Raw genomic sequence first — 19,834 nt, 5'->3', positions numbered from 1 at the left:
AAACGGATAACAGAAACATGGCTCTGGTGCAGCGCTTCATCGGCCTGCCGCTGCCACAGCGCAAACTCTTCCTCGAGAAACTGGCGGCGAAGGGCATGAGCCTGGCCCAGTTGCCGATCCCCGAGGTGCGCGGCGAGCATCCATTGCCGGCGCTTTCATACGCCCAGCAACGGCAGTGGTTCCTGTGGCAATGGGAGCCTGCCAGTGCCACCTACAACATCCCGGCTGCCTTGAAATTCAAGGGGGCTCTGAACACCACAGCTCTGCAACTGGCCTTCGAGGCCCTGATCGAGCGACATGAAACCCTGCGTACCACGTTCCGTCGCGACGGTGAGCAGGCGGTGCAGGTCATTCATGGCCAGATGCCGTTCGACCTGCTCATCGAGGAGCAGGCGCACGCCGACGAGGCCGCGGTGCGGGCCTGGGTCGAGACCGAAGCGGGGATACCGTTCGACCTGGAGCAGGGGCCGCTGCTGCGGGCCCGGCTGCTGCGCCTGGCGGCGGACCAGCATGTGCTGGTACTGACCCTGCACCATATCGTCGCCGATGGCTGGTCGATGCCGGTGCTGGTCAATGAGCTGGTACAGTTCTATCAAGGTTTCAGCCAGGGCCAGGTGCCGCAACTGCCGGCCCTGCCGATCCAGTATGCCGACTATGCCATCTGGCAGCGTAGCTGGATGGAAGCTGGCGAACAGGCACGGCAACTGGCTTACTGGACCGAACAATTGGGTGATGAGCAACCGGTGCTGGAGCTGCCGCTGGACCATCCGCGCCCGGCCATGCCAAGTCACAGAGGGGCACGGTTGCCGATCGTGCTGGACGATGAGCTGGCCACCCACCTGAAACGGGTTGCCCAGCAGCAGGGCGTGACGCCTTTCATGCTGTTGCTGGCCAGCTTCCAGACCCTGCTGCATCGCTACTCGGGCCAGGCGGACATCCGCGTTGGGGTACCGATTGCCAACCGCAACCGGGTCGAGACCGAGCGCCTGATCGGCTTCTTCGTCAACACCCAGGTGCTGCGTGCCGAGTTCGATGTGCAGCTGACCTTCGGCGAGCTGCTGCAACAGGTCAAGCAACGAGCCCTGGGTGCCCAGGCCCACCAGGACCTGCCGTTCGAGCAGTTGGTCGATGCGCTGCAACCGGAGCGCAACCTCAGTTACAACCCGCTGTTTCAAGTGCTGTACAACCACCAGACCCAGGCCAAGGGCGAGCCTCGACGTATAGCAGGGCTGGAGATGGAGGCGTTGGCCTGGGACAACCACACCGCCAAGTTCGACCTGGCTTTGGACACCTCCGAGCATGAACAGGGCATCGGGGCTTCGTTGATCTACGCCACCGACCTGTTCGACGCCAGCACCATCGAGCGCATGGCGCGGCATTGGGTCAACCTGCTGGAAGCTATCGTGCGCCAACCGGGCCAGCGTATCAGCGAGCTGCCGTTGCTCGGCGAAGACGAGCAGCAAGCCGTGCTGCGTGACTGGAACCGCAACACCGTCGCCTTCCCGGATGAGCGAACCATTCATGAACTGATCGAGGCCCGGGTGGCCGCCGCTCCCGAGGCGCCGGCAGTCACTTTCGGCGAGCAGACCCTGAGCTATGGCGAGCTGAACCGTCGGGCCAACCAGCTGGCGCACAAGTTGATCGAGCGTGGCGTTGGCCCTGATGTGCTGGTGGGCATCGCCATGGAGCGCAGCCTGGAAATGGTCATCGGCCTGCTGGGTATCCTCAAGGCCGGTGGCGCCTATGTGCCGCTGGACCCGGAGTACCCAGAGGACCGCCTCAGCTACATGTTCGCCGACAGTGGCATTGCCTTGCTGCTGACTCAGTCGCACCTGCGCCAGGTGCTGCCAATTCCGGCCGCTATCGAGTGCCTGGAGCTGGATGAGCAGGCTCTGGCCAGCTACAGCGACGCCAACCCCGGGGTTGCAGTAGCCCCGCAGAACCTGGCCTACGTGATCTACACCTCCGGCTCCACCGGCAAGCCCAAGGGCACGCTGCTGCCGCACCAGAACGTGGTCCGCCTGTTCGCGGCGACGCAGGACTGGTTCCGCTTCGATGCCAGCGATGTGTGGACGGTGTTCCACTCCTACGCTTTCGACTTCTCGGTATGGGAGCTGTTCGGCGCGCTGCTGTACGGCGGCCGGGCGGTGATGGTGGCCAAGGATGTGGCACGTTCCACCGAGGACTTCCATGCGCTGCTGCAGCGCGAGCAGGTGACGGTCCTGAACCAGACGCCGTCGGCGTTCCGCCAGTTGATCCCGGTGGCTTGCGCGGCAGCGCGGCAGGGGCAGGGCCTGGCCCTGCGGCACGTGGTGTTCGGCGGTGAAGCGCTGGACGTGAGCAGCCTCGCTCCCTGGTTCGAGGTATTCGGCGACCAGCAGCCACGGCTGATCAACATGTACGGCATCACCGAAACCACGGTGCATGTGACCTACCGGCCGATCACCAAGGCCGACCTGACCAAGGGCGCGAGCAGCCCGATCGGCGAGGTGATCCCGGACCTGTCGTGGTATCTGCTGGATGCCGCGCTGAACCCGGTGGCCCCGGGCAGCCATGGCGAACTGGTGATCGGCCAGGCCGGCCTGGCGCGGGGCTATCACGGGCGCCCGGGGCTGACCGCCGAGCGCTTCGTGCCGAACCCGTTCGACAGCCAGGGTGGCCGCCTGTATCGCTCGGGCGACCTGGCCCGCTACGGCGGCGCGGGAGTGGTGGAGTACCTGGGACGGATCGACCATCAGGTGAAGATCCGAGGTTTTCGCATCGAGCTGGGCGAGATCGAGGCGCGGCTGCAGGCGCAGGCCAGCGTGGCCCAGGGTGTGGTGCTGGCCCAGGACGGCCCTGGCGGCAAGCAGTTGGTGGGTTATGTAGTACCTGCCGATGCGGCCGTGATGGCCAGCATCGAGGCCCAGGCTGCCGAGCGTGAAGCGCTGCGTACTGCGCTGAAGGCGAGCCTGCCGGACTACATGGTGCCGGCCCACCTGCTGTTCCTGGCCAAGCTGCCGTTGACCGCCAACGGCAAGCTGGACCGCCGTGCGCTGCCGCAACCGGATGCCAGCCAGTTGCAGCGTGACTACCTCGCACCACAAAGCGAACTGGAGCAACGGATCGCGGCGATCTGGGCCGATGTGTTGAAGCTGGACCGGGTGGGCCTGGACGACAACTTTTTCGAACTGGGTGGCGACTCCATCGTTTCCCTGCAGGTCGTGGGCAAGGCCCGTCAGGCCGGCGTACAGTTCACCCCCAAGCAATTGTTCCAGCATCAGACCGTACAAGGCCTGGCCACGGTGGCACGGCGTGTTGTCGCAGGTGCGAGCGAACAAGGGCCGATCACGGGCAGCACACCGCTGACACCGATTCAGCACTGGTTCTTCGAGGCCGATATTGGCCAGCGCGGGCACTGGAACCAGTCGGTTATGCTGACACCCAGCGAACCCCTGCAGGCGAACCGCCTGCACGATGCGTTGCTGGCACTGGTCGCCCATCATGATGCACTGCGCCTGGGCTTCGAGCAGCAGGCGGGGGCCTGGCAAGCGGAATACAAGCCACAGCAACAGGCCCGGATACTCTGGGAGCATGCCTGCGCGGACGAGGAGGCGTTGACCGTACTCGCTGACCAGGCCCAACGCAGCCTGGACCTGCAGCAAGGCTCGCTGGTCCGTGCGCTGCTGGCCAGCCTGCCCGATGGCAGCCAGCGTCTGCTGCTGGTCATTCATCACCTGGCGGTGGATGGTGTGTCGTGGCGCCTGTTGCTGGAGGACCTGCAACAGGCCTACCAGGCCCTGGGCAACCGGCAGCCGGTGCAATTGCCAGCCAAGACCAGCGCCTACAAGGCCTGGGCGCAGCAGTTGCAGGCCTATGCCCAAAGTGAGGCGCTGCAAGCGGAACTTGCCTACTGGCAAGCGCAGTTGCAGGGCACCAGCGACCATCTGCCGTGCGCCAATGCGCTGGGTGGCAACCAGCAGCAGCACGCAGCGTCGGTCAGTACGCGGCTGGGCCGCGAGGCCACGCGGCAGTTGTTGCATGATGCCCCGGCGGCCTATCGCACGCAGATCAATGATTTGCTGCTGACAGCCCTGGCTCGAGTGATCGCCCGCTGGGCCGAGCAGCCACAGGTGCTGGTCAGGCTGGAAGGCCATGGCCGGGAAGACCTGTTCGACGACATTGACCTGAGCCGCACGGTGGGCTGGTTCACCAGCATGTACCCAGTGAAGTTGAGCCCCTTGGGGGGCATCGGCGAATCGATCAAGGCGATCAAGGAGCAGTTGCGGGCCGTGCCGAACAAAGGCCTGGGCTATGGCGCGCTGAAGTACATGGGGCCGACTGGTGCGCGTGAAGCCCTGGCTGCGTTGCCTCAGGGGGAGATCGTGTTCAACTACCTCGGGCAGTTCGACGGTAGCTTCGACGAGCAGTCGGGCTTGTTCGCACCCGCCCGGGAATACGGTGGTGCGGCCAAACCGGCCGATGCGCCGCTCGATAGCCAGATCGCCCTGAACGGCCAGGTATATGGCGGCGAGCTGAAACTTGGCTGGACCTTCAGTGCGCAGCGCTACGACACGGCGGTCATGCAGCGGTTGGCAGATGACTATGCCGCAGAGCTTGGCGCGCTCATCGCTCATTGCTGCGAGCCTGGCAACCGTGGTGTAACGCCTTCGGACTTCCCACTGGCCGCGCTGAGCCAACAGCAACTGGATGACCTGCCGGCAGTTGCACGGCAGGTGGCCGATATCTACCCACTGTCGCCGATGCAGCAGGGCATGCTGTTCCATTCGCTACAGGGGCCTGAAGGCGCGCTTTACATCAACCAGACGTCGGTGGAAGTCAAAGGTCTGGAAATCGATCGGTTCGTGGCAGCCTGGCAGCAGGTGATCGGCTGCCACGATATCCTGCGCAGTGCGTTCTGGTCGGCGCCCCACCTGGCCGAGCCTTTGCAGCTTGTCTACCGCAAGGTCGAATTGCCGGTGGTCGTGCATGACTGGCGCGACCGCCCGGTGAGTGCGCAGATGCTGCAGGCGCTGGCCGAGGCCGACGCCGCACAAGGCCTGGACCTGAGTGTCGCGCCGTTGATGCGCCTGACGCTGGTGCGGCTGGACGACGAGCGTCTGCACCTGCTGTGGACCCGTCATCACATTCTGATGGACGGCTGGAGCACTTCACGACTGCTCGGTGAGGTGTTGCAGACCTACCATGGTCACCCTGCACGAGCACCGGCAGGGCGGTTTGGCGATTACATCCGCTGGCTTGCCGGGCAACCCAAGGCGGCGCTGGAGCAGTTCTGGCGAGGCAAGCTGCAAGAGCTGGAAAGCCCTACCTGGCTGGCGGACAGCCTGGCGGCTCGCCCGTCGGCAGACCTGCAGGGGCACGCCGCGCTGTACCTGCGCTGGGATGCCTCGCGTACCCGGCAACTGCGTGAGCAGGCCCAGCGCCTGCGCATCACTGCCAACACCTTGATCCAAGCGACCTGGCTGCTGCTGCTTCAGCGCTATACCGGGCAAGCCACGGTGTGCTTCGGCGCCACCGTGGCCGGCCGGCCGGCCGGCTTGCCCGGCGCCGACGAAATGCTGGGGTTGTTCATCAACACCTTGCCGGTGGTGCAGACGCCTCAACCGCAGCAACGGACTGTCGACTGGCTGCAGCAACTGCAGGCCTACAACCTGGAACTGCGGGACCACGAACATGCAGCCTTGGCCGATGTGCAGCGCTGGGCGGGGCAGGCCGGGCAAGCATTGTTCGACAGCATCGTGGTATTCGAGAACTACCCGGTGGACGAGCGCCTGCAAGAGGGCGGGGGTGGCTCGCTGCAGTTCGGTGAGGTGAGCAACCGCGACGTGACCAACTACGCCATGGACCTGGCGGTGCATCTGGGCGAGACGCTCTCGGTCGAGTTCCTCTACCTGCGCAACCGCTTCACGGAGCAAGCCACCGACAGCATTCGTGGCAGTTTCGAACGGCTGCTCGCGGGCATGCTCGACAACCCTGACGCCACCGTGGGCAGCCTGGACATGCTGACCCCGGCGCAAGCGCAGCAGGCCCAGGCTCGCAATGCCCTGCAGCCACGCGAGCGGGCCATGCCCAGGCTGGCCGAGCTGATCGGCCGGCATGCCCAGGCGCGGCCCGAGGCAATCGCGGTGGCCTGTGGCGAGCGACAGTTGAGCTATGCCCAACTGGATGAGCGTGCCAACCGCCTGGCACACCACCTGATTGCCTTGGGCGCGCGCCCGGAGGTTACGGTCGGCATCGCCCTGGAACGCTCGGTGGAGGTGATCGTGGCTTTCCTGGCAGTGATGAAAACCGGCGCCGCCTATGTGCCGCTGGATATCGACTACCCGCAGGATCGCTTGCAGTGGATTGTCGAGGATTCGGCCATGCACCTGCTGCTGACCAGCAGCGGCTTGCGCCAGCGTTTTGCCGGCGTGGAGCACTGCGTGGAGCTGGACCTTCTGGCTATCGCCAGCCTGCCGTCCGATGCCCCCCAGGTGCTGGTGCACGACGCCAACCTGGCGTACCTGATCTACACCTCCGGCTCCACCGGCAAACCCAAGGGCGTGGCGGTCAGCCATGGGCAGATCGGCATGCACTGCCAGGCAATCGCCCGCCTTTACCAGATGGATGAAAGCACTCGTGAGCTGTTGTTCATGTCGTTCGCTTTCGATGGTGCCCAGGAGCGCTGGCTGTCGACCTTGTCGTCGGGCGGTTGCCTGGTGGTGCGCGATAGCCAGCTGTGGACTGCCGAGCAGACCTGGCAGGTACTGCATGCCGAACGCATCGACATTGCCTGCTTCCCGCCGGCGTACCTGCAGCAACTGGCCGAGTTCGCGCAAACCCGGCAGGAGGTTGCACCGCCGGTGCGTATCTATTGCTTTGGCGGTGACGCGGTGCCCGATGCACTGTTCGAGCTGGTCAAGCGGACCTTGCGCCCGCAGTTCCTGACCAATGGCTACGGGCCTACGGAAACGGTCGTGACCCCCCTGTTGTGGAAAGTATCGGCACAGCAGTCATGCCAGGCGGTGTACGCGCCGATCGGTGAGCGGGTTGGCCAACGCACGCTGCATGTACTGGACCAGGGCCTGAACCCGGTGCCCGATGGCGTGGCCGGGGAGCTCTACATTGGTGGCGAGGGTGTAGCGCGCGGGTATCACCAGCGCCCGTCACTGACCGCCGAGCGCTTTGTCGCCGACCCGTTTGCCCAGGGCGGGCGGCTGTACCGCACCGGTGACCGGGTGCGTCGTCGGGCCGATGGCGTGATCGACTTCATCGGCCGCCTGGACAACCAGTTGAAGGTTCGCGGTTTCCGCATCGAGCCCGGGGAAATCGAAGCACGGCTGCGGAACCTGGCGGATGTGCGGGATGCCGTGGTGGTGGCCCGGGAGGGCGCTACCGGCAAGCAACTGGTGGCTTATCTGGTCACCAGCAATGGGGCGACTTCCGCCACACCATTGCGTGACGCCTTGCGTGCCGACCTGCCGGACTACATGGTACCGACCCAGTGGGTAGTGCTGCCGGCGTTACCACTCACGCCCAACGGCAAGATCGATCGCAATGCGCTGCCGGCCCCGCAGTTGGCCGCGCGACCGGCGCGGGTGGCTCCGCGTGATGACACGGAGAGGGCATTGGCGGCTATCTGGCAGGAAGTGCTGGAAGTGGATGAAGTCGGTGTCGATGACAACTTCTTCGAGTTGGGGGGCGATTCGTTGCGTGTGCTGAAGATGCTGTCGAAGGTACGAGCGCGGCCCGACCTGTCGATCGAGCTGAAACTGCGTGATGTCATGGCCAGGCCCACCATTGGCGAGCTTTCCGGCTATACCGATGCCGAAGTCGCCCTTGATCCGCTGCTGCTGCTCAACAGCCGGGTAGCCGGGGCCAGGCCTCTGTTCTGCCTGCATGCAGGCTTTGGCACGGTGTTCGACTACGAGCCGCTGGCGCGTCGACTGGAAGGGCATTGCAGCGTTTACGGCGTGCAATGCCGCATGCTGCTCGATCGCAACTGGCAGGATGATTCGTTGCAGGCCATGGCGATCGACTATGCCCAGTACATTCGCCAGAAGCAGCCCGAAGGGCCATACCAGCTTGCCGGCTGGTCGCTGGGTGGCACGCTGGCGGTGCTGGTGGCCCAGGAGCTGGAAGCCCAGGGCCAGCAAGTATCGATGCTTGGCCTGGTCGACAGTTTCATCCCCACCGGTGCGTCGGCAACGCCGGCTGCGGACTGGAGTGACGACCTTGGCAGCTTCCTGAGTGTGCTGCTGGGGCTGGCCAAGGAGCAGGTGGCGCTGCCGGCCGTTGCGCCGGGCAGTGGTGTTCCGCTGCTTGAGCGGCTGATCGATGAGGTACGCTCGGGGCTGCGGGCATCGTCGGCCTTCGCCAGTGTAGAAAGCGCCGAACTGGCCCACACCTTTGCCGTGGCGATGCAACTGAAGGCGTTGTCGGAGCGCTTGCCGGCATTGCCGACGACCCGTGCCGCTGCCTTGTGCTGGTGGGCTGGTGACCATGGCCAACGTTTCGCGGTTCACGGAAGCCGCGAGAACCACACGGTTGCAGCGGGTCACTATGACATCCTCAAACATCGGGACGTGATCGAGGGGCTGGCGGCCAGGCTGGTGGCGGAGCCGGTCCCGGGCTGATCCGCCAAGCCCAGCTGAATGACCTGTGGGGCCCACCTTCAACCTGGGCCCCACAGGTTTTTCATGTCGGCAGTGCCGTCACCGAGACGAAAAAAAGCGGCGTCATCCTGTGTGGATGACGCCGCTTCGACTACAACGGTACAGGTGGCTGTCGGCCTAGAAGTCGTAGCGCAGGCTCATGGTGGCATTACGCGGGTCACCGTAATGGCCAACACTGCCGCCGATACCCGAGTAGTACTTCTCGTCGAAGATGTTGTTCAGGTTCAGGGTGGCGGCCAGATGGTCGGTGACCTGATAGCGCGCCATCAGGCTGGCAACCGTGTAGTCATCCTGGGTGGCTCGGGCTTTGAGGCTGTTGTAGTAGAGCGACATGCTGGAGTTCCAGGACACCCCGCCACCCACCGTCAGCCTGTTCCAGTCACCCTGGAAGCGATAGGTGTTCCAGAAGCGGAAGGTGTCCATGGAGTACTGCGTCAGCTGGCGCACGCCATCGGCGTCCTCCGTGCGGGCATGGCTGTAGCTGGTCATGACCTGCCAACCAGGCAGTACCTCACCCGACAGTTCCAGGTCGATACCCTTGGTTTCGGTACCCTTTGCGCCCTTGTAGGCTTGCTGGTCGAGCGTGCCTGGCACGATCGCGTCGCCATCCTGCACCGCCAGGTTGTCACGCTTGACCAGGAACAATGCCGTACTGGCGTTCAGACGCCCGTCGTAGAACGCCCCTTTCCAGCCTACTTCGTAGTTGCTGCCTATGACAGGGCCAATGACCGAACCGTTACGATCGAGGTTGGATTGTGGCTTGAAGATATCGGTATAGCTGGCGTACACCGATTGCTCGGGGGTCAGGTCATAGATGATGCCCGCGTACGGTGTTACTTCACCCCGCTCGTGCATTTTGACGTTCGTAGTAGGCCAGTAGTAATAGTCGTAGTCATAGTCGGAGGTGCGCGCGCCCACGATTACGTTGAGGTCGTCCATCAGGTTGAACTTGAATGCCGCGTAGGCGCCTCGCTGGCTGCTCTTGATGTCGAGAATTTCCCCCAGTGCGCCAGTATCGGTAGGCCGAGGCAGGTAGTTGTCCCAGTCATAGAAGTTGACGGTTGTGTTGCCTACGTCATAACCGGTGTGATCGTTCTTGTAATCCTGATAGTTGAAACCGGTGATGAACTCGTGGGTGCGCCCGAACAGGGAAAAAGGCCCCTGCAGCGTCAGGTCCAGGCCGCGCTGGGTCTGGTCGGCTTCAGCGTTGTAACGCAACATTCGCGCAGCGCCGGTTTCTTCATTGATCCACGCTCGGCCCGAAGAGGTCTGATAAGAGCCGTTGTAGTTATCGCGATTGGAATCCATGTAGTTCGCGGCCAGCTTGAGTTGCCAGTCATTGGCGAAAGTGTGCTCGGCGGCCATGAAATAGTTGGTGGTTTCCAGCTCGTCGTACATCCAGCGGGCGCCGGAGCTGGTCGAGCGGGAGAAGTTGGTCTGCTTGCCGTTGGTGAACAACAGCGGCACACCCGGTGAACCGGTGGCCTTGAACTTCTGGTAATCGACGCCGAAACGCACCAGGGTGGCGTCGTTCAGGTCCGCTTCGAGAACACCGTAGAGAATGTCCTTGTCTTCCTTGTACCAGTCGCGAAAGCTGCCGCTTTTCTGCTTGGCCGCCACCATGCGCCCGCGCAGGTTGCCGCCCTCGGTCAAGGGGCCGGAAACATCGACTTCGCTGCGGTAGGAGTCCCAGGAGCCGACAGTGCCCTGGATGTGCGACTGGAATTCGCGGGTCGGGCGTTTGCGAATGAGGTTGACCACGCCGCCGGGTTCACCGGCGCCGGTCATCAGGCCGGTGGCGCCGCGGACGATTTCGACGCGGTCGTAAATGGTCATGTCCAGCAAGGTGCTGGGCATGTTGCGGGTCTGGTTTTCCTGGGTGGTGGTCACGCCGTCAAGCTGGTAGGTGTTGATGGCACTGCCGCGGGAGTAGATGTTGTAGCGCAGGCCACCGTCCTGGGACATGGTGATGCCCGGTGTCTGGTTCAGCACCTGGGTCACGCTGTTGAGCTGCTGGTCGTCCATGCGCTGGCGGGTGATCACACTGATCGACTGGGGCGTCTCACGTATCGACAGGTTCATCTTGGTGGCAGTGTTGGTGACACCGGTGGTGTAGGAGCCCGTGCCTTCGGTGGTGGCACCAAGGCCCACGCTATTGACGTTGGTCGCCGAAAGCTCGACCTGGCCGGCCTGTGCGCCCGAACTGGCCGTCACCGTTACGGTGTTGCCATCGATCTGGTAACGCAGCCCGGTGCCTTGCAGCAGTGTCCGCAGCGAAGACTGCAGGTCATGCCGGCCCTTGAGGGCCGTGGAGCGCAGCCCATTGATGTCCTCCGGGCTGTACAGCAACTGGGTATCGGTCTGCCTGGCCAGTGCCTGCAACGCCGAGTTCATCGACTGCGCTGGAATGTCCAGGGTCCACTCCTGTGCCTGCACCTGGGCAACCATCGCAGCGGATATCGCCAGGCCCAGGCCGATGCGGGTTAACGCGCGCTGGGGGCGAAGGGAATGACGGATCAGTAACGCTTTGGCAAGCGGGTTGAGCGGGCCGGGGAGGGACTTGGACATCTATTGCGGTCTCGTTGGCAGAGGGTTTTTTTCTATGTCAGCTATAGGACGCAGCACCTGTGAAAAACCGGAACGATTCTTATTGGCGATTTTTTTGCCCGGTGCTGCGTTAACCGCGTCACAACTTCACAGTTCGCGTGCTACGCGAAAGCCGAGGAAGTCACCGCGGGTGGTCTTGAGGCGGTCGTTGCGGTTGGCCGAGCGGGAGAAGATCGGCGGTTCGCCCCAGTCGTTGCCGCGCATGTGCGCGCGGATGCACTTGGGGTCCTGGATCCAGGCGCTGCCGTCGGTGGGGGCGCCTTCGTAGCTGTCGTGGTAGCAGTCGGCGACCCATTCGTAGACGTTGCCGTGCATGTCGTACATGCCGAAGGCATTGGGCGGGTAGCTGCCCACCGGGGCGGTGAAGGCGTAGCCGTCCTTGGGACCATAGGTGTTGGCGTGCTTGCTGATTTCGTACTTGCCCGGTTCGTCGAAGGGGAAGGGGAACGGGCCGCTGGAGCCACCACGGGCGGCATATTCGCGTTCGGCTTCGCTGACCATGCGGTAGGGTTTGCCGGTGGTTTTCGCCAGCCATCGGGTGTAGGCCTGCACTTCGTCGTAGTCGACGCACACCGCCGGCTGGCGGGGGCCTTGCTTGTAGCTGGGCTTGCTGGCTTCGCACCAGCGGCCAGGGCGGTCGTCGCCGCTCTTGATGACGGTGCCGGTGGCCTTGATGTAGGCGTCCAGTTCGCCGGCGGTGACCTGGTAGCGGCTCATGGCGAAGGGCTTGGCGAAGGTCACGGTGTGCAGCGGGCCCTCGTCGGGCTGGCGGCCGACTTCGTCGTCGGGGGCACCCATTACATAGCTGCCGGCGGGCAGCACGACCATCTCGGGGCAGTCCTTGCAGTCTTGGAACACGTCGCCGGGCTTGGCGGCGTGGGCGTAGGCGCTGACCAGCAGCAGGCAGGTGACCTGGGCTGGCCGGTAGAGCCAGGCGGATACGTTCATTGGTGGTCCTCGAAACGGGTGAATGCGGGCTGCGTTTCGCATTCAGACGAATCGGGGTGGTGAGAAATTAACCAATACACACGCGGCCCCTTACCAGCCAGTTAACGTCACTGGGGCTGCTGCGCAGCCCATCGCCGGCAAGCCAGGCTCCCATAGGGACCGCGAAAAATCTTGAGGCCTGCGCTGTACTTGTGGGAGCCCGGCTTGCCGGCGATGGGGCGCGAAGCGGCCCCGGCAATATCGGCGTGGATGCAAAGAACTGGGGCCGCTTCGCGCCCCCTCGCGACACAAGGCCGCTCCTACACGGGATCATGGCCGGCGGGGTAGTTGCCAGCCAGGAAACACCGGGCTATAGTCCAGCCCACTGTTCTCTTCCCGAAGACCTGTTCATGCCAGCCAGCCCTTCCACCACAAGCTTTGCCATCGCGCCAGTCGCGGGCATGGTCGTGCGTGGCTGCCAGCAGCCGGCGATGATCAGTCACTATCCACCACCACCTGTCAGTGGCGTCGTAGGCGGCGTAGCTCCGCCTGCTTGCGTGGTCGTGCTGGGCTGATCGGCTTCTGGCCGCATCCCTTCGCACACGCAACCTACTGAACACGGTCGGCGACTTCCCACGCTGAAGCACACGCCGTCCGTCTGGCTTATTCGCCTTGAATCAGGTGGCAATAAATGTCTGTCTTTAGCAAAGCATCCGTGGCCTCGGCGGCCACTACCAGCCTGTTCGTCCTGCTGTGGAGCAGCGGGGCGATCGTTTCCAAACTTGGCCTGGCACACGCCAGCCCGTTCGCCTTCCTGCTGTTGCGCTCGGCGCTGGCCCTGGCCGGCCTGCTGTTGATCGGCCCGTTGCTGGGGCTACGCTGGCCGCGCAGTCGCGGGGCCATCCTGCGAGCCCTGGGTACCGGCTCTGTGTTACTCGGCGCCTATCAGATCTTCTATCTGCTGGCGCTCGATACCCACGTTACCCCCGGCGTCATGGCCACGGTGATGGGGGTACAACCGATCCTGACCGTGGTGCTGATGGAGCGCCAGCGCTCCTGGAGCCGCTTGTTCGGCCTGGGGTTGGGGCTTGGCGGGTTGATCATGGTGGTCTACCAGGGCATCAACCTGGGCGGGGTGTCGCTGGCGGGGATGCTGTTCGCCTTGCTGGCCCTGGTCAGCATGACCTTCGGCTCAATCCTGCAGAAGCGCATCACCGACAACCCCATGGGCACGCTGCCTCTGCAGTATCTGGCCGGCTTTGCCATGTGCGCGCTGTTCGCGCCGCTGCAGCCGTTGCATGTGGAGTGGACTGGTGGTTTCGTCGGCGCGCTGCTGTGGATGGGGTTGGTGGTCTCGTTGCTGGCGACCCTGCTGCTGTACCGGCTGATCGCCAAGGGTAACCTGGTCAATGTCACCAGCCTGTTCTACCTGGTGCCGGCAGTGACCGCGGTGATGGACCTGCTGATCTTCGGCAACCGCCTGGCGCCGCTCAGCCTGCTGGGCATGGGGCTGATCGTGGTGGGCCTGCTGTTCGTGTTTCGCAAGCCCGCCGCGCGCCTGGCCGAGGCGTAGGCCCTAGCGAAATTCTTCGGGGATGGCGTGGCGCAGTACGCCTTCCTCGAAGTCCAGCAGGCCGGCTTCGCGCTGGGTGAGCAGGTAGTAGAGCAAGGTGTCGAGCGAGCGCTGCGGCGGGACCTCGACCGCCAGCATCTTCACCGCCTGCTCGGTTTCGCAGTTGCAGCCGAAGTCGTGCAAGGCCGCGCATACCTGGTCCAGGGTTTCCGGGGGCTTGACGATCACCCGGAACACCGAGCTGCCGCTGCTGCGGCGCAGTTCGGCGAACCAGGTTTCGCCGGCGTCCTCACGGGTGCCGATCACGTCGCCCGGGGCGATGCCGTAGACATGGAAGGGAATGTTGTCGACGGCATAGCCGCCTTCCACGGCCTTGGCCCACAGGCCCTCGACCGAGGCGGGCGGGTAGCCGTTTTCGTCCTGCTCCAGGCGGAACAGCACCTTCTTGTACGCGTCGTTCATCCTGTACCCCGCTTCAGCTTCGTGCCGGGCGCAGCACCAGCCACAATGCCAGGCCAATCAGCAGGCCGCCGTACAGGTGCGCCATCGACAGCGGTTCGTCCAGCAGCCACGCCCCCCACAATACGCCGAATACCGGAATCAGGAAGGTCACGGTGCTGGCCTTGACCGGGCCGATCTCCTCCAGCAGGCGGAAGTACAGGATGTAGGCGAACGCTGTGCACAGCAGGCCCAGCCCCATCAACGACAGCCACACCTGCCAGCCACCCCAGCTGGCAGGCGGCTGGGTCAGCGCGCTCCAGGCGAACAGCGGGCTCAGCATCAGGGTGGCGCCGAGCATGCTGCCCAGTGCCGACAGACGGCTGTCCAGGCCGCTGACCCAGCGGCGGGCGAGGAAGCCGGCAAAGCCGTAGCAGGTGGTGGCCGCCAGGCAGGCAAGTGCGCCTTGCAGCAGGGCCAGGTCCAGGGCCACCGGGCCGGCGCCGCTGAGGATGCCGACGCCGAACAGGCCCAGGAAGATGCCGCAGAGCTTGGCCAGGGTCATTGGTTCGCGGAAGAACAGCACGCCGACCAGCACGCCCATCAACGGCGTGGTGGCGTTGAAGATTGCCGAGTAGCCGGCAGGCAGTACCTGGGCGGCCACGGAGTAGAACGTGGCGGGGATGCCGGAGTTGATCATGCCCAGCACCAGGCAGGCGCCGAGCTTGCCCTGGAAATCCCAGCGCACGCGGGCGGCGGCGAGCAGTGCAACCAGGCCCAGGCAGGCGATGGACACACGGAAGAACGCCGTCGGCACCGTACCCAGTTCGGGGGCGATGATGCGCATGAACAGGAAGCTCGCCCCCCAGACGGCGGCAAGGGTCAGCAGGCGGGCTAGGGCGATGGGGCTCACAGCGGTCTCCGGAGGCGGGGCAGGGGCGCGAGTGTACGTCAGGGGGCCAAGGGATTCTTGTGCTTTCTTGCGGTGTAAATCTGTGCCGGCCTCTTCGCGGGTAAACCCGCTCCCACAGGATTACCACAGGGCCGTGCATTGCACAGAACCTGTGGGAGCGGGTTTACCCGCGAAGAGGTCGGCACAGGCTCCGCAAAAACCAAGAGGCGACTAAGCTCTGTAACTCAACACCGCACCGAGGTCTTCGCATGTCCCAGCCCTGGCCAGCAGTCGAAATCGCCCGGATGATCCTCGCCGGCTTCGACGACTACCGCGACCACTTCCAGCGCATCACCCTCGGTGCCCGCCAGCGCTTCGAGCAGGCGCGCTGGCAGGAGATCCAGCATGCCGCCGCCGCCCGCATCAACCTCTACGAAGAGAAGGTCGCCGAGGTCAACGGCTGGCTGCGTCAGGGCTTTGCCGAGGAGGTGCTGCTCGACGTCGAGCAATGGCCACTGGTGAAGAATGCCTACATCCACCTGATCGACCCGCGGCTGGACGACGAGCTGTCCGAGACCTGGTACAACTCGCTGTTCTGCAGCCTGTTCAGCCATGACCTGATCAGCGACGGCTGCATGTTCATCCATACCACCCGGCCCTCGATGCGCGGCCGCGAGCGCGCCGCGCAGACCCGTACCTATCGGCCGGACGGCGGGCTCAAGAGCCTGCTCCGGGCGGTGTTCACCGATTACCCGTTCGATGTGCCATACGGTGACCTGGAGGGCGACCTGACACGCCTGCAAGAGCAATTGCGCGAGTGCCTGCCGGACTGGGTGTGCAAGGACCCAGCGCTGGCGCTGGAGCTGTTCGTGCCGGTGCTGTACCGCAACAAGGGTGCCTACCTGGTTGGCCGGCTGTTCAACAGCGACGAGCAGTGGCCGCTGGTAATCCCGCTGCTGCACCGCGAAGGGCACGGCATCGAGGCCGATGCGCTGATCACCGACGAGGCCGAGGTGTCGATCATCTTTTCCTTCACCCGCTCGTACTTCATGGTCGATGTGCCGGTGCCGGCGGAGTTCGTCAACTTCCTCAAGCGCATCTTGCCGGGCAAGCACGTGGCCGAGCTGTATACCTCCATCGGTTTCTACAAGCACGGCAAGTCGGAGTTCTACCGGGCGCTGATCAACCACCTGGCCAACAGCGACGACCGCTTCGTCATGGCGCCCGGGGTGCGTGGCATGGTCATGAGCGTGTTCACCCTGCCGGGCTTCAACACCGTGTTCAAGATCATCAAGGATCGCTTTTCACCGTCGAAGACGGTCGACCGTGCCACGGTGATCGACAAGTACCGGCTGGTGAAAAGCGTCGACCGCGTTGGGCGGATGGCCGATACCCAGGAGTTTGCCGATTTTCGCTTCCCGCGCAGCAAGTTCGAGCCGGAGTGCCTGGCCGAACTGCTGGAGGTGGCGCCATCGACCGTGGCGCTGGAAGGTGACACGGTGCTGATCCGCCACTGCTGGACCGAGCGGCGCATGACGCCGCTGAACCTGTATCTGGAGCACGCCAGCGAGGGCCAGGTGCTGGAGGCGCTGGAGGATTACGGCCTGGCCATCAAGCAGCTGGCGGCGGCGAATATCTTCCCTGGCGACATGCTGTTGAAGAACTTTGGCGTTACCCGCCATGGCCGGGTGGTGTTCTATGACTATGACGAGATCAGCTTTTTGACCGAGGTGAACTTCCGCCATATCCCGCCGCCGCGTTACCCGGAGGACGAGATGTCGGGCGAGCCGTGGTACTCGATCGGCCCGCATGACGTGTTCCCCGAGGAGTTCCCGCCGTTCCTGTTTGCCGATATCGGCCAGCGGCGGTTGTTCAGCCGCTTGCATGGGGAGTTGTACGATGCGGATTACTGGAAGGGGCTGCAGGCGGCGATTCGTGAAGGGAAGGTGATCGATGTGTTTCCGTATCGGCGCAAGGGGCGGTGATCTTGTTTTATCAGGCCCGGCCTCTTCGCGGGTAAACCCGCTCCCACAGGGACCCCACTGGTTTCAAATCCTGTGCCGTACCTGTGGGAGCGGGTTTACCCGCGAAGAGGCCGGCCCTGCTTTTCCCAGTTAACCCTTCAAACACTTCAACTCACTGAAATCAGTCCGGACCTTGCTCAATTTTTCCTCCAGAAACCGCCGCTGCTGCGGGGTACTCTGCTGCACCAGGTCGACCAGCAAGCTGCGCGCCTGCTGCTCGGTATTCTGATACGCCGCCCGGTACTCCGGCGTCCACAAACTCTCCTTGCGCTGTAACAACGTCGCCAGGCGCGGCTCGAAGCTGGCGTCGTTGCGCTGGTTCATCGCCAGCAGCAATTGCTGCTGCCAGTGCGCTCGATTGGCGATCCATTCGCGGTTCTGGTCGCCCAGCGCCTGGGACCAGGCCTGCACGCGTTGCTTCTGCACCGCGGTCAGCTCGCCGAACCACGGGGTCAGGCGTTTCTCCATGCGTTCGGTACGGCGGGCGATCTGCTTGGCCAACGGCGTATCCACATACTTCTTCTGCCGTTCGCTGATGTCCTCGCGGAACGCCTCGCGCATCTCCGCCACCTGGGCATCGCTCATGCCGCGCAGCAACTCGGTGGCCGAAGGGGTGATTTCCTCGGCCACCCGGCCAATTGCCTCGCGGGCTTCGCGAGTACGCTGCTGCAGGGCCTGGTCGGTCACCTGGTCGTCGGCGACCATGGCGCGTATCCGGTCCAGCCAGTCGAGGTAGCCGGGCAATTGGGTCTTGCAGTGCCAGGCCAGGTGCTCGCGCAGGCGGTCGTCAAGCAGGGCCTTCTGCTCGCTGTTCATGGCCAGGTAGTCGTCCAGCGACCACGGCACCAGGCGGTCGAGGTTGCGGTAGGCCAGGTCGATGCGGCTGCAGGCGGCCAGGGCCAGGGCGAAGCCGATGGCGATGAGCAGGGCTTTGAACAGGCGTAGCGGCATGTGCTGTTCCTTGCTGGGGGCTGGCCAGACGGTAGACGCGACGAGGGGCTGACGGTTCCACCGCATCAGCGGTCGGGCGGCGCGCTGGCTTCAGGTGTAGAATAGCCACCTTGTCTTGAGGAACATCGGAAATGGCTCTGCTTGGGCGTTACAACAGTTTGCAAATCGTGAAACACGTGGACTTCGGCCTGTATCTGGACGGCGGCGCCGACGGCGAGATCCTGCTGCCCGGGCGCTACATCCCGAAAAACGCCGAAACCGAGGTCGATGACTGGCTGAACGTGTTCATCTACCTGGACAGCGAAGACCAGCTGATCGCCACCACCGAGAAGCCCAAGGTGCAGGTCGGCGAATTCGCCAGCCTCAAGGTCAAGGACATCAACGGTGCCGGCATCTTCCTTGACTGGGGCCTGTCCAAGGACCTGCTGATGCCGTACTCGGAAGAGGCGCGGCCGCTGAAGATCGGCGACTACTGCGTGGTGCACGTGTACCTCGACAAGCGCACCCGCCGCATCACTGCCACCTCACGCCTGGACCGCTACCTGGACCGCACCCCGGCGGACTACCAGGTGGGCCAGCCGGTCGAGCTGCTGGTGGCCGGCGAGACGCCTATGGGCTTCAAGGCGATCATCAACAATCGCCACTGGGGCCTGATCCACAAGAACGAAGTTTTCAAGTTCCTGCGCTCGGGCATGCACGAGAAGGGCTTCATCAAGGAAGTGCGCCAGGACGGCAAGATCGCCCTCAGCCTGCAACCGGTCGGCGCGGCCTTGGCCGACAGCCTGCAGGAGCAGATCATGGCGCGCCTGGATGCCGAAGGCGGGGTGCTGAACGTGAGCGACAAGAGCGACCCGGCGCTGATCAGCAAGCTGTTCAACGTCAGCAAGGGCAACTTCAAGAAGGCCATCGGCGGGTTGTTCAAGCAGGGCCGCATCGTCATCCATGACGATCGCATCGAAAAGGCCTGATCAGGCCTGCACGAAGGTACGGAAGTCCAGCTGCTCGCCACCGGGGCGGGTGTCGCGCAGCAGCGAGTCGCGGTCGGCGCTGAGGGCCAGGCTGATGGTCGAGCGGCGCTTGCCCGGGTTGCGCACTTCCATTTGTTCCTGGTGAGCGCGCAGGAAGTTGGTCGGCACCTTCAGGTGCTGCAGCTCGTCGCTTTCCGGGGTGTGCAGCAGCAGGTTGACCCAGTCGGGCTGGCCCTTGCGCAGCAGGGCCACCGGCACCTCGAACCACCACAGGTTGCGCTTGCGGTCGAGGATGGCGAACAGGGTGTTGCTGCTGGTCAGCACCGGGCGGGCCAGTGCTTCGTTGCGCCGGGCGATGGCGGCGGGTTTGTCGAGTTTCATGCAGGTTCCTGCGGGTTGACGCTATGAAGGCCTGCATTGTGAGGGGTGGCGTGTAGCGGAGCAAGGTTTGCCAACCGCCTTGCCGCTCGGTTCGAAGGCAAAAAAACTGTTGGAACGCTTGGCGAAGGCGTCGGGTCCACCGACTGTCGGCACGGTCCTTGTGCCTCCAATTGCAGGAGTTTTGCCATGAGCGGTACCAAAGACAAAGCGAAAGGCCTGGCCAACGAAGCGATCGGCAACGTCAAGCAGGGTGTCGGCAAAGTGACCGACAACGAGCGGCTGCGGGCCGAGGGCGAGGCGCAGGAGCTCAAGGGCGAGGGGCAACAGATCAAGGGCAACGTGAAGGATGCGGTGAAAAAGCCTTGATGTGAGTGACCTGTCCCGGCCATTTCGCGGGTGAACCCGCTCCCACAGGTGCT

General features: G+C 64.1%; 12 protein-coding genes. 6 read left to right on the top strand and 6 right to left on the bottom strand.

Annotated features, from left to right (window positions below; translation table 11 throughout):
- Positions 1 to 17 precede the first annotated feature (17 nt).
- Positions 18 to 8,615 (top strand): non-ribosomal peptide synthetase, encoded by an 8,598-nt coding sequence (locus J5M58_RS00760; RefSeq protein ID WP_207876918.1) that lies wholly within the window; start codon positions 18 to 20, stop codon positions 8,613 to 8,615.
- 156 nt (positions 8,616 to 8,771) lie between these two features.
- Here the strand turns inward: J5M58_RS00760 and J5M58_RS00755 are convergent, their stop codons facing one another.
- Entirely contained in the window at positions 8,772 to 11,222 is a 2,451-nt protein-coding gene (locus J5M58_RS00755; RefSeq protein WP_207876914.1) for a TonB-dependent siderophore receptor, read from the bottom strand.
- Between the two features lie 126 nt (positions 11,223 to 11,348).
- Complete coding sequence (locus tag J5M58_RS00750; protein ID WP_207876912.1) at positions 11,349 to 12,209, bottom strand: formylglycine-generating enzyme family protein; 861 nt, start codon at positions 12,207 to 12,209, stop codon at positions 11,349 to 11,351.
- Positions 12,210 to 12,598: 389 nt separating this feature from the next.
- Between J5M58_RS00750 and J5M58_RS00745 the strand changes: the two genes are divergently transcribed.
- Both J5M58_RS00745 and J5M58_RS00740 read left to right on the top strand, forming a co-directional pair.
- Entirely contained in the window at positions 12,599 to 12,763 is a 165-nt protein-coding gene (locus tag J5M58_RS00745) for a hypothetical protein (protein WP_166674295.1), read from the top strand.
- A gap of 116 nt (positions 12,764 to 12,879) precedes the next feature.
- Positions 12,880 to 13,761 carry a DMT family transporter gene (locus J5M58_RS00740; RefSeq protein WP_207876910.1) on the top strand — a complete coding sequence of 294 codons (882 nt, stop codon included), beginning with the start codon at positions 12,880 to 12,882 and terminating at the stop codon, positions 13,759 to 13,761.
- 3 nt (positions 13,762 to 13,764) lie between these two features.
- Here J5M58_RS00740 and J5M58_RS00735 read toward each other — a convergent pair whose 3' ends face one another.
- Together J5M58_RS00735 and J5M58_RS00730 are read right to left on the bottom strand one after the other, a co-directional pair.
- Positions 13,765 to 14,223, bottom strand: a complete 459-nt coding sequence (locus tag J5M58_RS00735; RefSeq protein WP_207876908.1) for a DUF4265 domain-containing protein — start codon at positions 14,221 to 14,223, stop codon at positions 13,765 to 13,767.
- A gap of 13 nt (positions 14,224 to 14,236) precedes the next feature.
- The gene (locus tag J5M58_RS00730) at positions 14,237 to 15,112 is read right to left on the bottom strand and encodes a DMT family transporter (RefSeq protein ID WP_112253226.1); all 876 of its coding nucleotides are present in this window, start codon (positions 15,110 to 15,112) and stop codon (positions 14,237 to 14,239) included.
- 248 nt (positions 15,113 to 15,360) lie between these two features.
- Here J5M58_RS00730 and aceK point away from each other — a divergent pair, with 248 nt between their 5' ends.
- The gene (aceK, locus tag J5M58_RS00725; protein WP_207876906.1) at positions 15,361 to 17,076 is read left to right on the top strand and encodes a bifunctional isocitrate dehydrogenase kinase/phosphatase; all 1,716 of its coding nucleotides are present in this window, start codon (positions 15,361 to 15,363) and stop codon (positions 17,074 to 17,076) included.
- A 129-nt stretch (positions 17,077 to 17,205) separates the two neighbouring features.
- Here aceK and J5M58_RS00720 read toward each other — a convergent pair whose 3' ends face one another.
- Positions 17,206 to 18,066, bottom strand: coding sequence for a DUF6279 family lipoprotein (locus tag J5M58_RS00720; protein ID WP_112253223.1), 861 nt, complete (start codon positions 18,064 to 18,066; stop codon positions 17,206 to 17,208).
- A 131-nt stretch (positions 18,067 to 18,197) separates the two neighbouring features.
- Here J5M58_RS00720 and J5M58_RS00715 point away from each other — a divergent pair, with 131 nt between their 5' ends.
- A complete protein-coding gene (locus J5M58_RS00715; RefSeq protein WP_112253222.1) occupies positions 18,198 to 19,034 on the top strand; it encodes a S1 RNA-binding domain-containing protein in 837 nt (278 codons plus the stop codon).
- Here the strand turns inward: J5M58_RS00715 and J5M58_RS00710 are convergent, their stop codons facing one another.
- Positions 19,035 to 19,415, bottom strand: coding sequence for a hypothetical protein (locus J5M58_RS00710; protein WP_013973727.1), 381 nt, complete (start codon positions 19,413 to 19,415; stop codon positions 19,035 to 19,037). It lies immediately after the preceding gene.
- 186 nt (positions 19,416 to 19,601) lie between these two features.
- On the opposite strand from J5M58_RS00710, the gene J5M58_RS00705 reads away from it, so the two are divergent.
- Positions 19,602 to 19,781, top strand: a complete 180-nt coding sequence (locus J5M58_RS00705) for a CsbD family protein (protein ID WP_015271319.1) — start codon at positions 19,602 to 19,604, stop codon at positions 19,779 to 19,781.
- Positions 19,782 to 19,834 lie beyond the last annotated feature (53 nt).

Origin of the sequence: Pseudomonas sp. 32_A (assembly GCF_017490905.1) — a bacterium.
Lineage (GTDB): Bacteria > Pseudomonadota > Gammaproteobacteria > Pseudomonadales > Pseudomonadaceae > Aquipseudomonas > Aquipseudomonas inefficax.
Note: the sequence above shows the minus strand (reverse complement) of the source record. Positions and strands in the feature narration are given on the sequence as shown.

Excerpts from the sequence above, each read along its gene's own strand:
- J5M58_RS00760 (WP_207876918.1), top strand. The coding sequence starts at position 18 with ATGGCTCTGGTGCAGCGCTTCATCGGCCTGCCGCTGCCACAGCGCAAA.
- J5M58_RS00755 (WP_207876914.1), bottom strand. The coding sequence starts at position 11,222 with ATGTCCAAGTCCCTCCCCGGCCCGCTCAACCCGCTTGCCAAAGCGTTA.
- J5M58_RS00750 (WP_207876912.1), bottom strand. The coding sequence starts at position 12,209 with ATGAACGTATCCGCCTGGCTCTACCGGCCAGCCCAGGTCACCTGCCTG.
- J5M58_RS00745 (WP_166674295.1), top strand. The coding sequence starts at position 12,599 with ATGCCAGCCAGCCCTTCCACCACAAGCTTTGCCATCGCGCCAGTCGCG.
- J5M58_RS00740 (WP_207876910.1), top strand. The coding sequence starts at position 12,880 with ATGTCTGTCTTTAGCAAAGCATCCGTGGCCTCGGCGGCCACTACCAGC.
- J5M58_RS00735 (WP_207876908.1), bottom strand. The coding sequence starts at position 14,223 with ATGAACGACGCGTACAAGAAGGTGCTGTTCCGCCTGGAGCAGGACGAA.
- aceK (WP_207876906.1), top strand. The coding sequence starts at position 15,361 with ATGTCCCAGCCCTGGCCAGCAGTCGAAATCGCCCGGATGATCCTCGCC.
- J5M58_RS00720 (WP_112253223.1), bottom strand. The coding sequence starts at position 18,066 with ATGCCGCTACGCCTGTTCAAAGCCCTGCTCATCGCCATCGGCTTCGCC.
- J5M58_RS00715 (WP_112253222.1), top strand. The coding sequence starts at position 18,198 with ATGGCTCTGCTTGGGCGTTACAACAGTTTGCAAATCGTGAAACACGTG.
- J5M58_RS00710 (WP_013973727.1), bottom strand. The coding sequence starts at position 19,415 with ATGAAACTCGACAAACCCGCCGCCATCGCCCGGCGCAACGAAGCACTG.
- J5M58_RS00705 (WP_015271319.1), top strand. The coding sequence starts at position 19,602 with ATGAGCGGTACCAAAGACAAAGCGAAAGGCCTGGCCAACGAAGCGATC.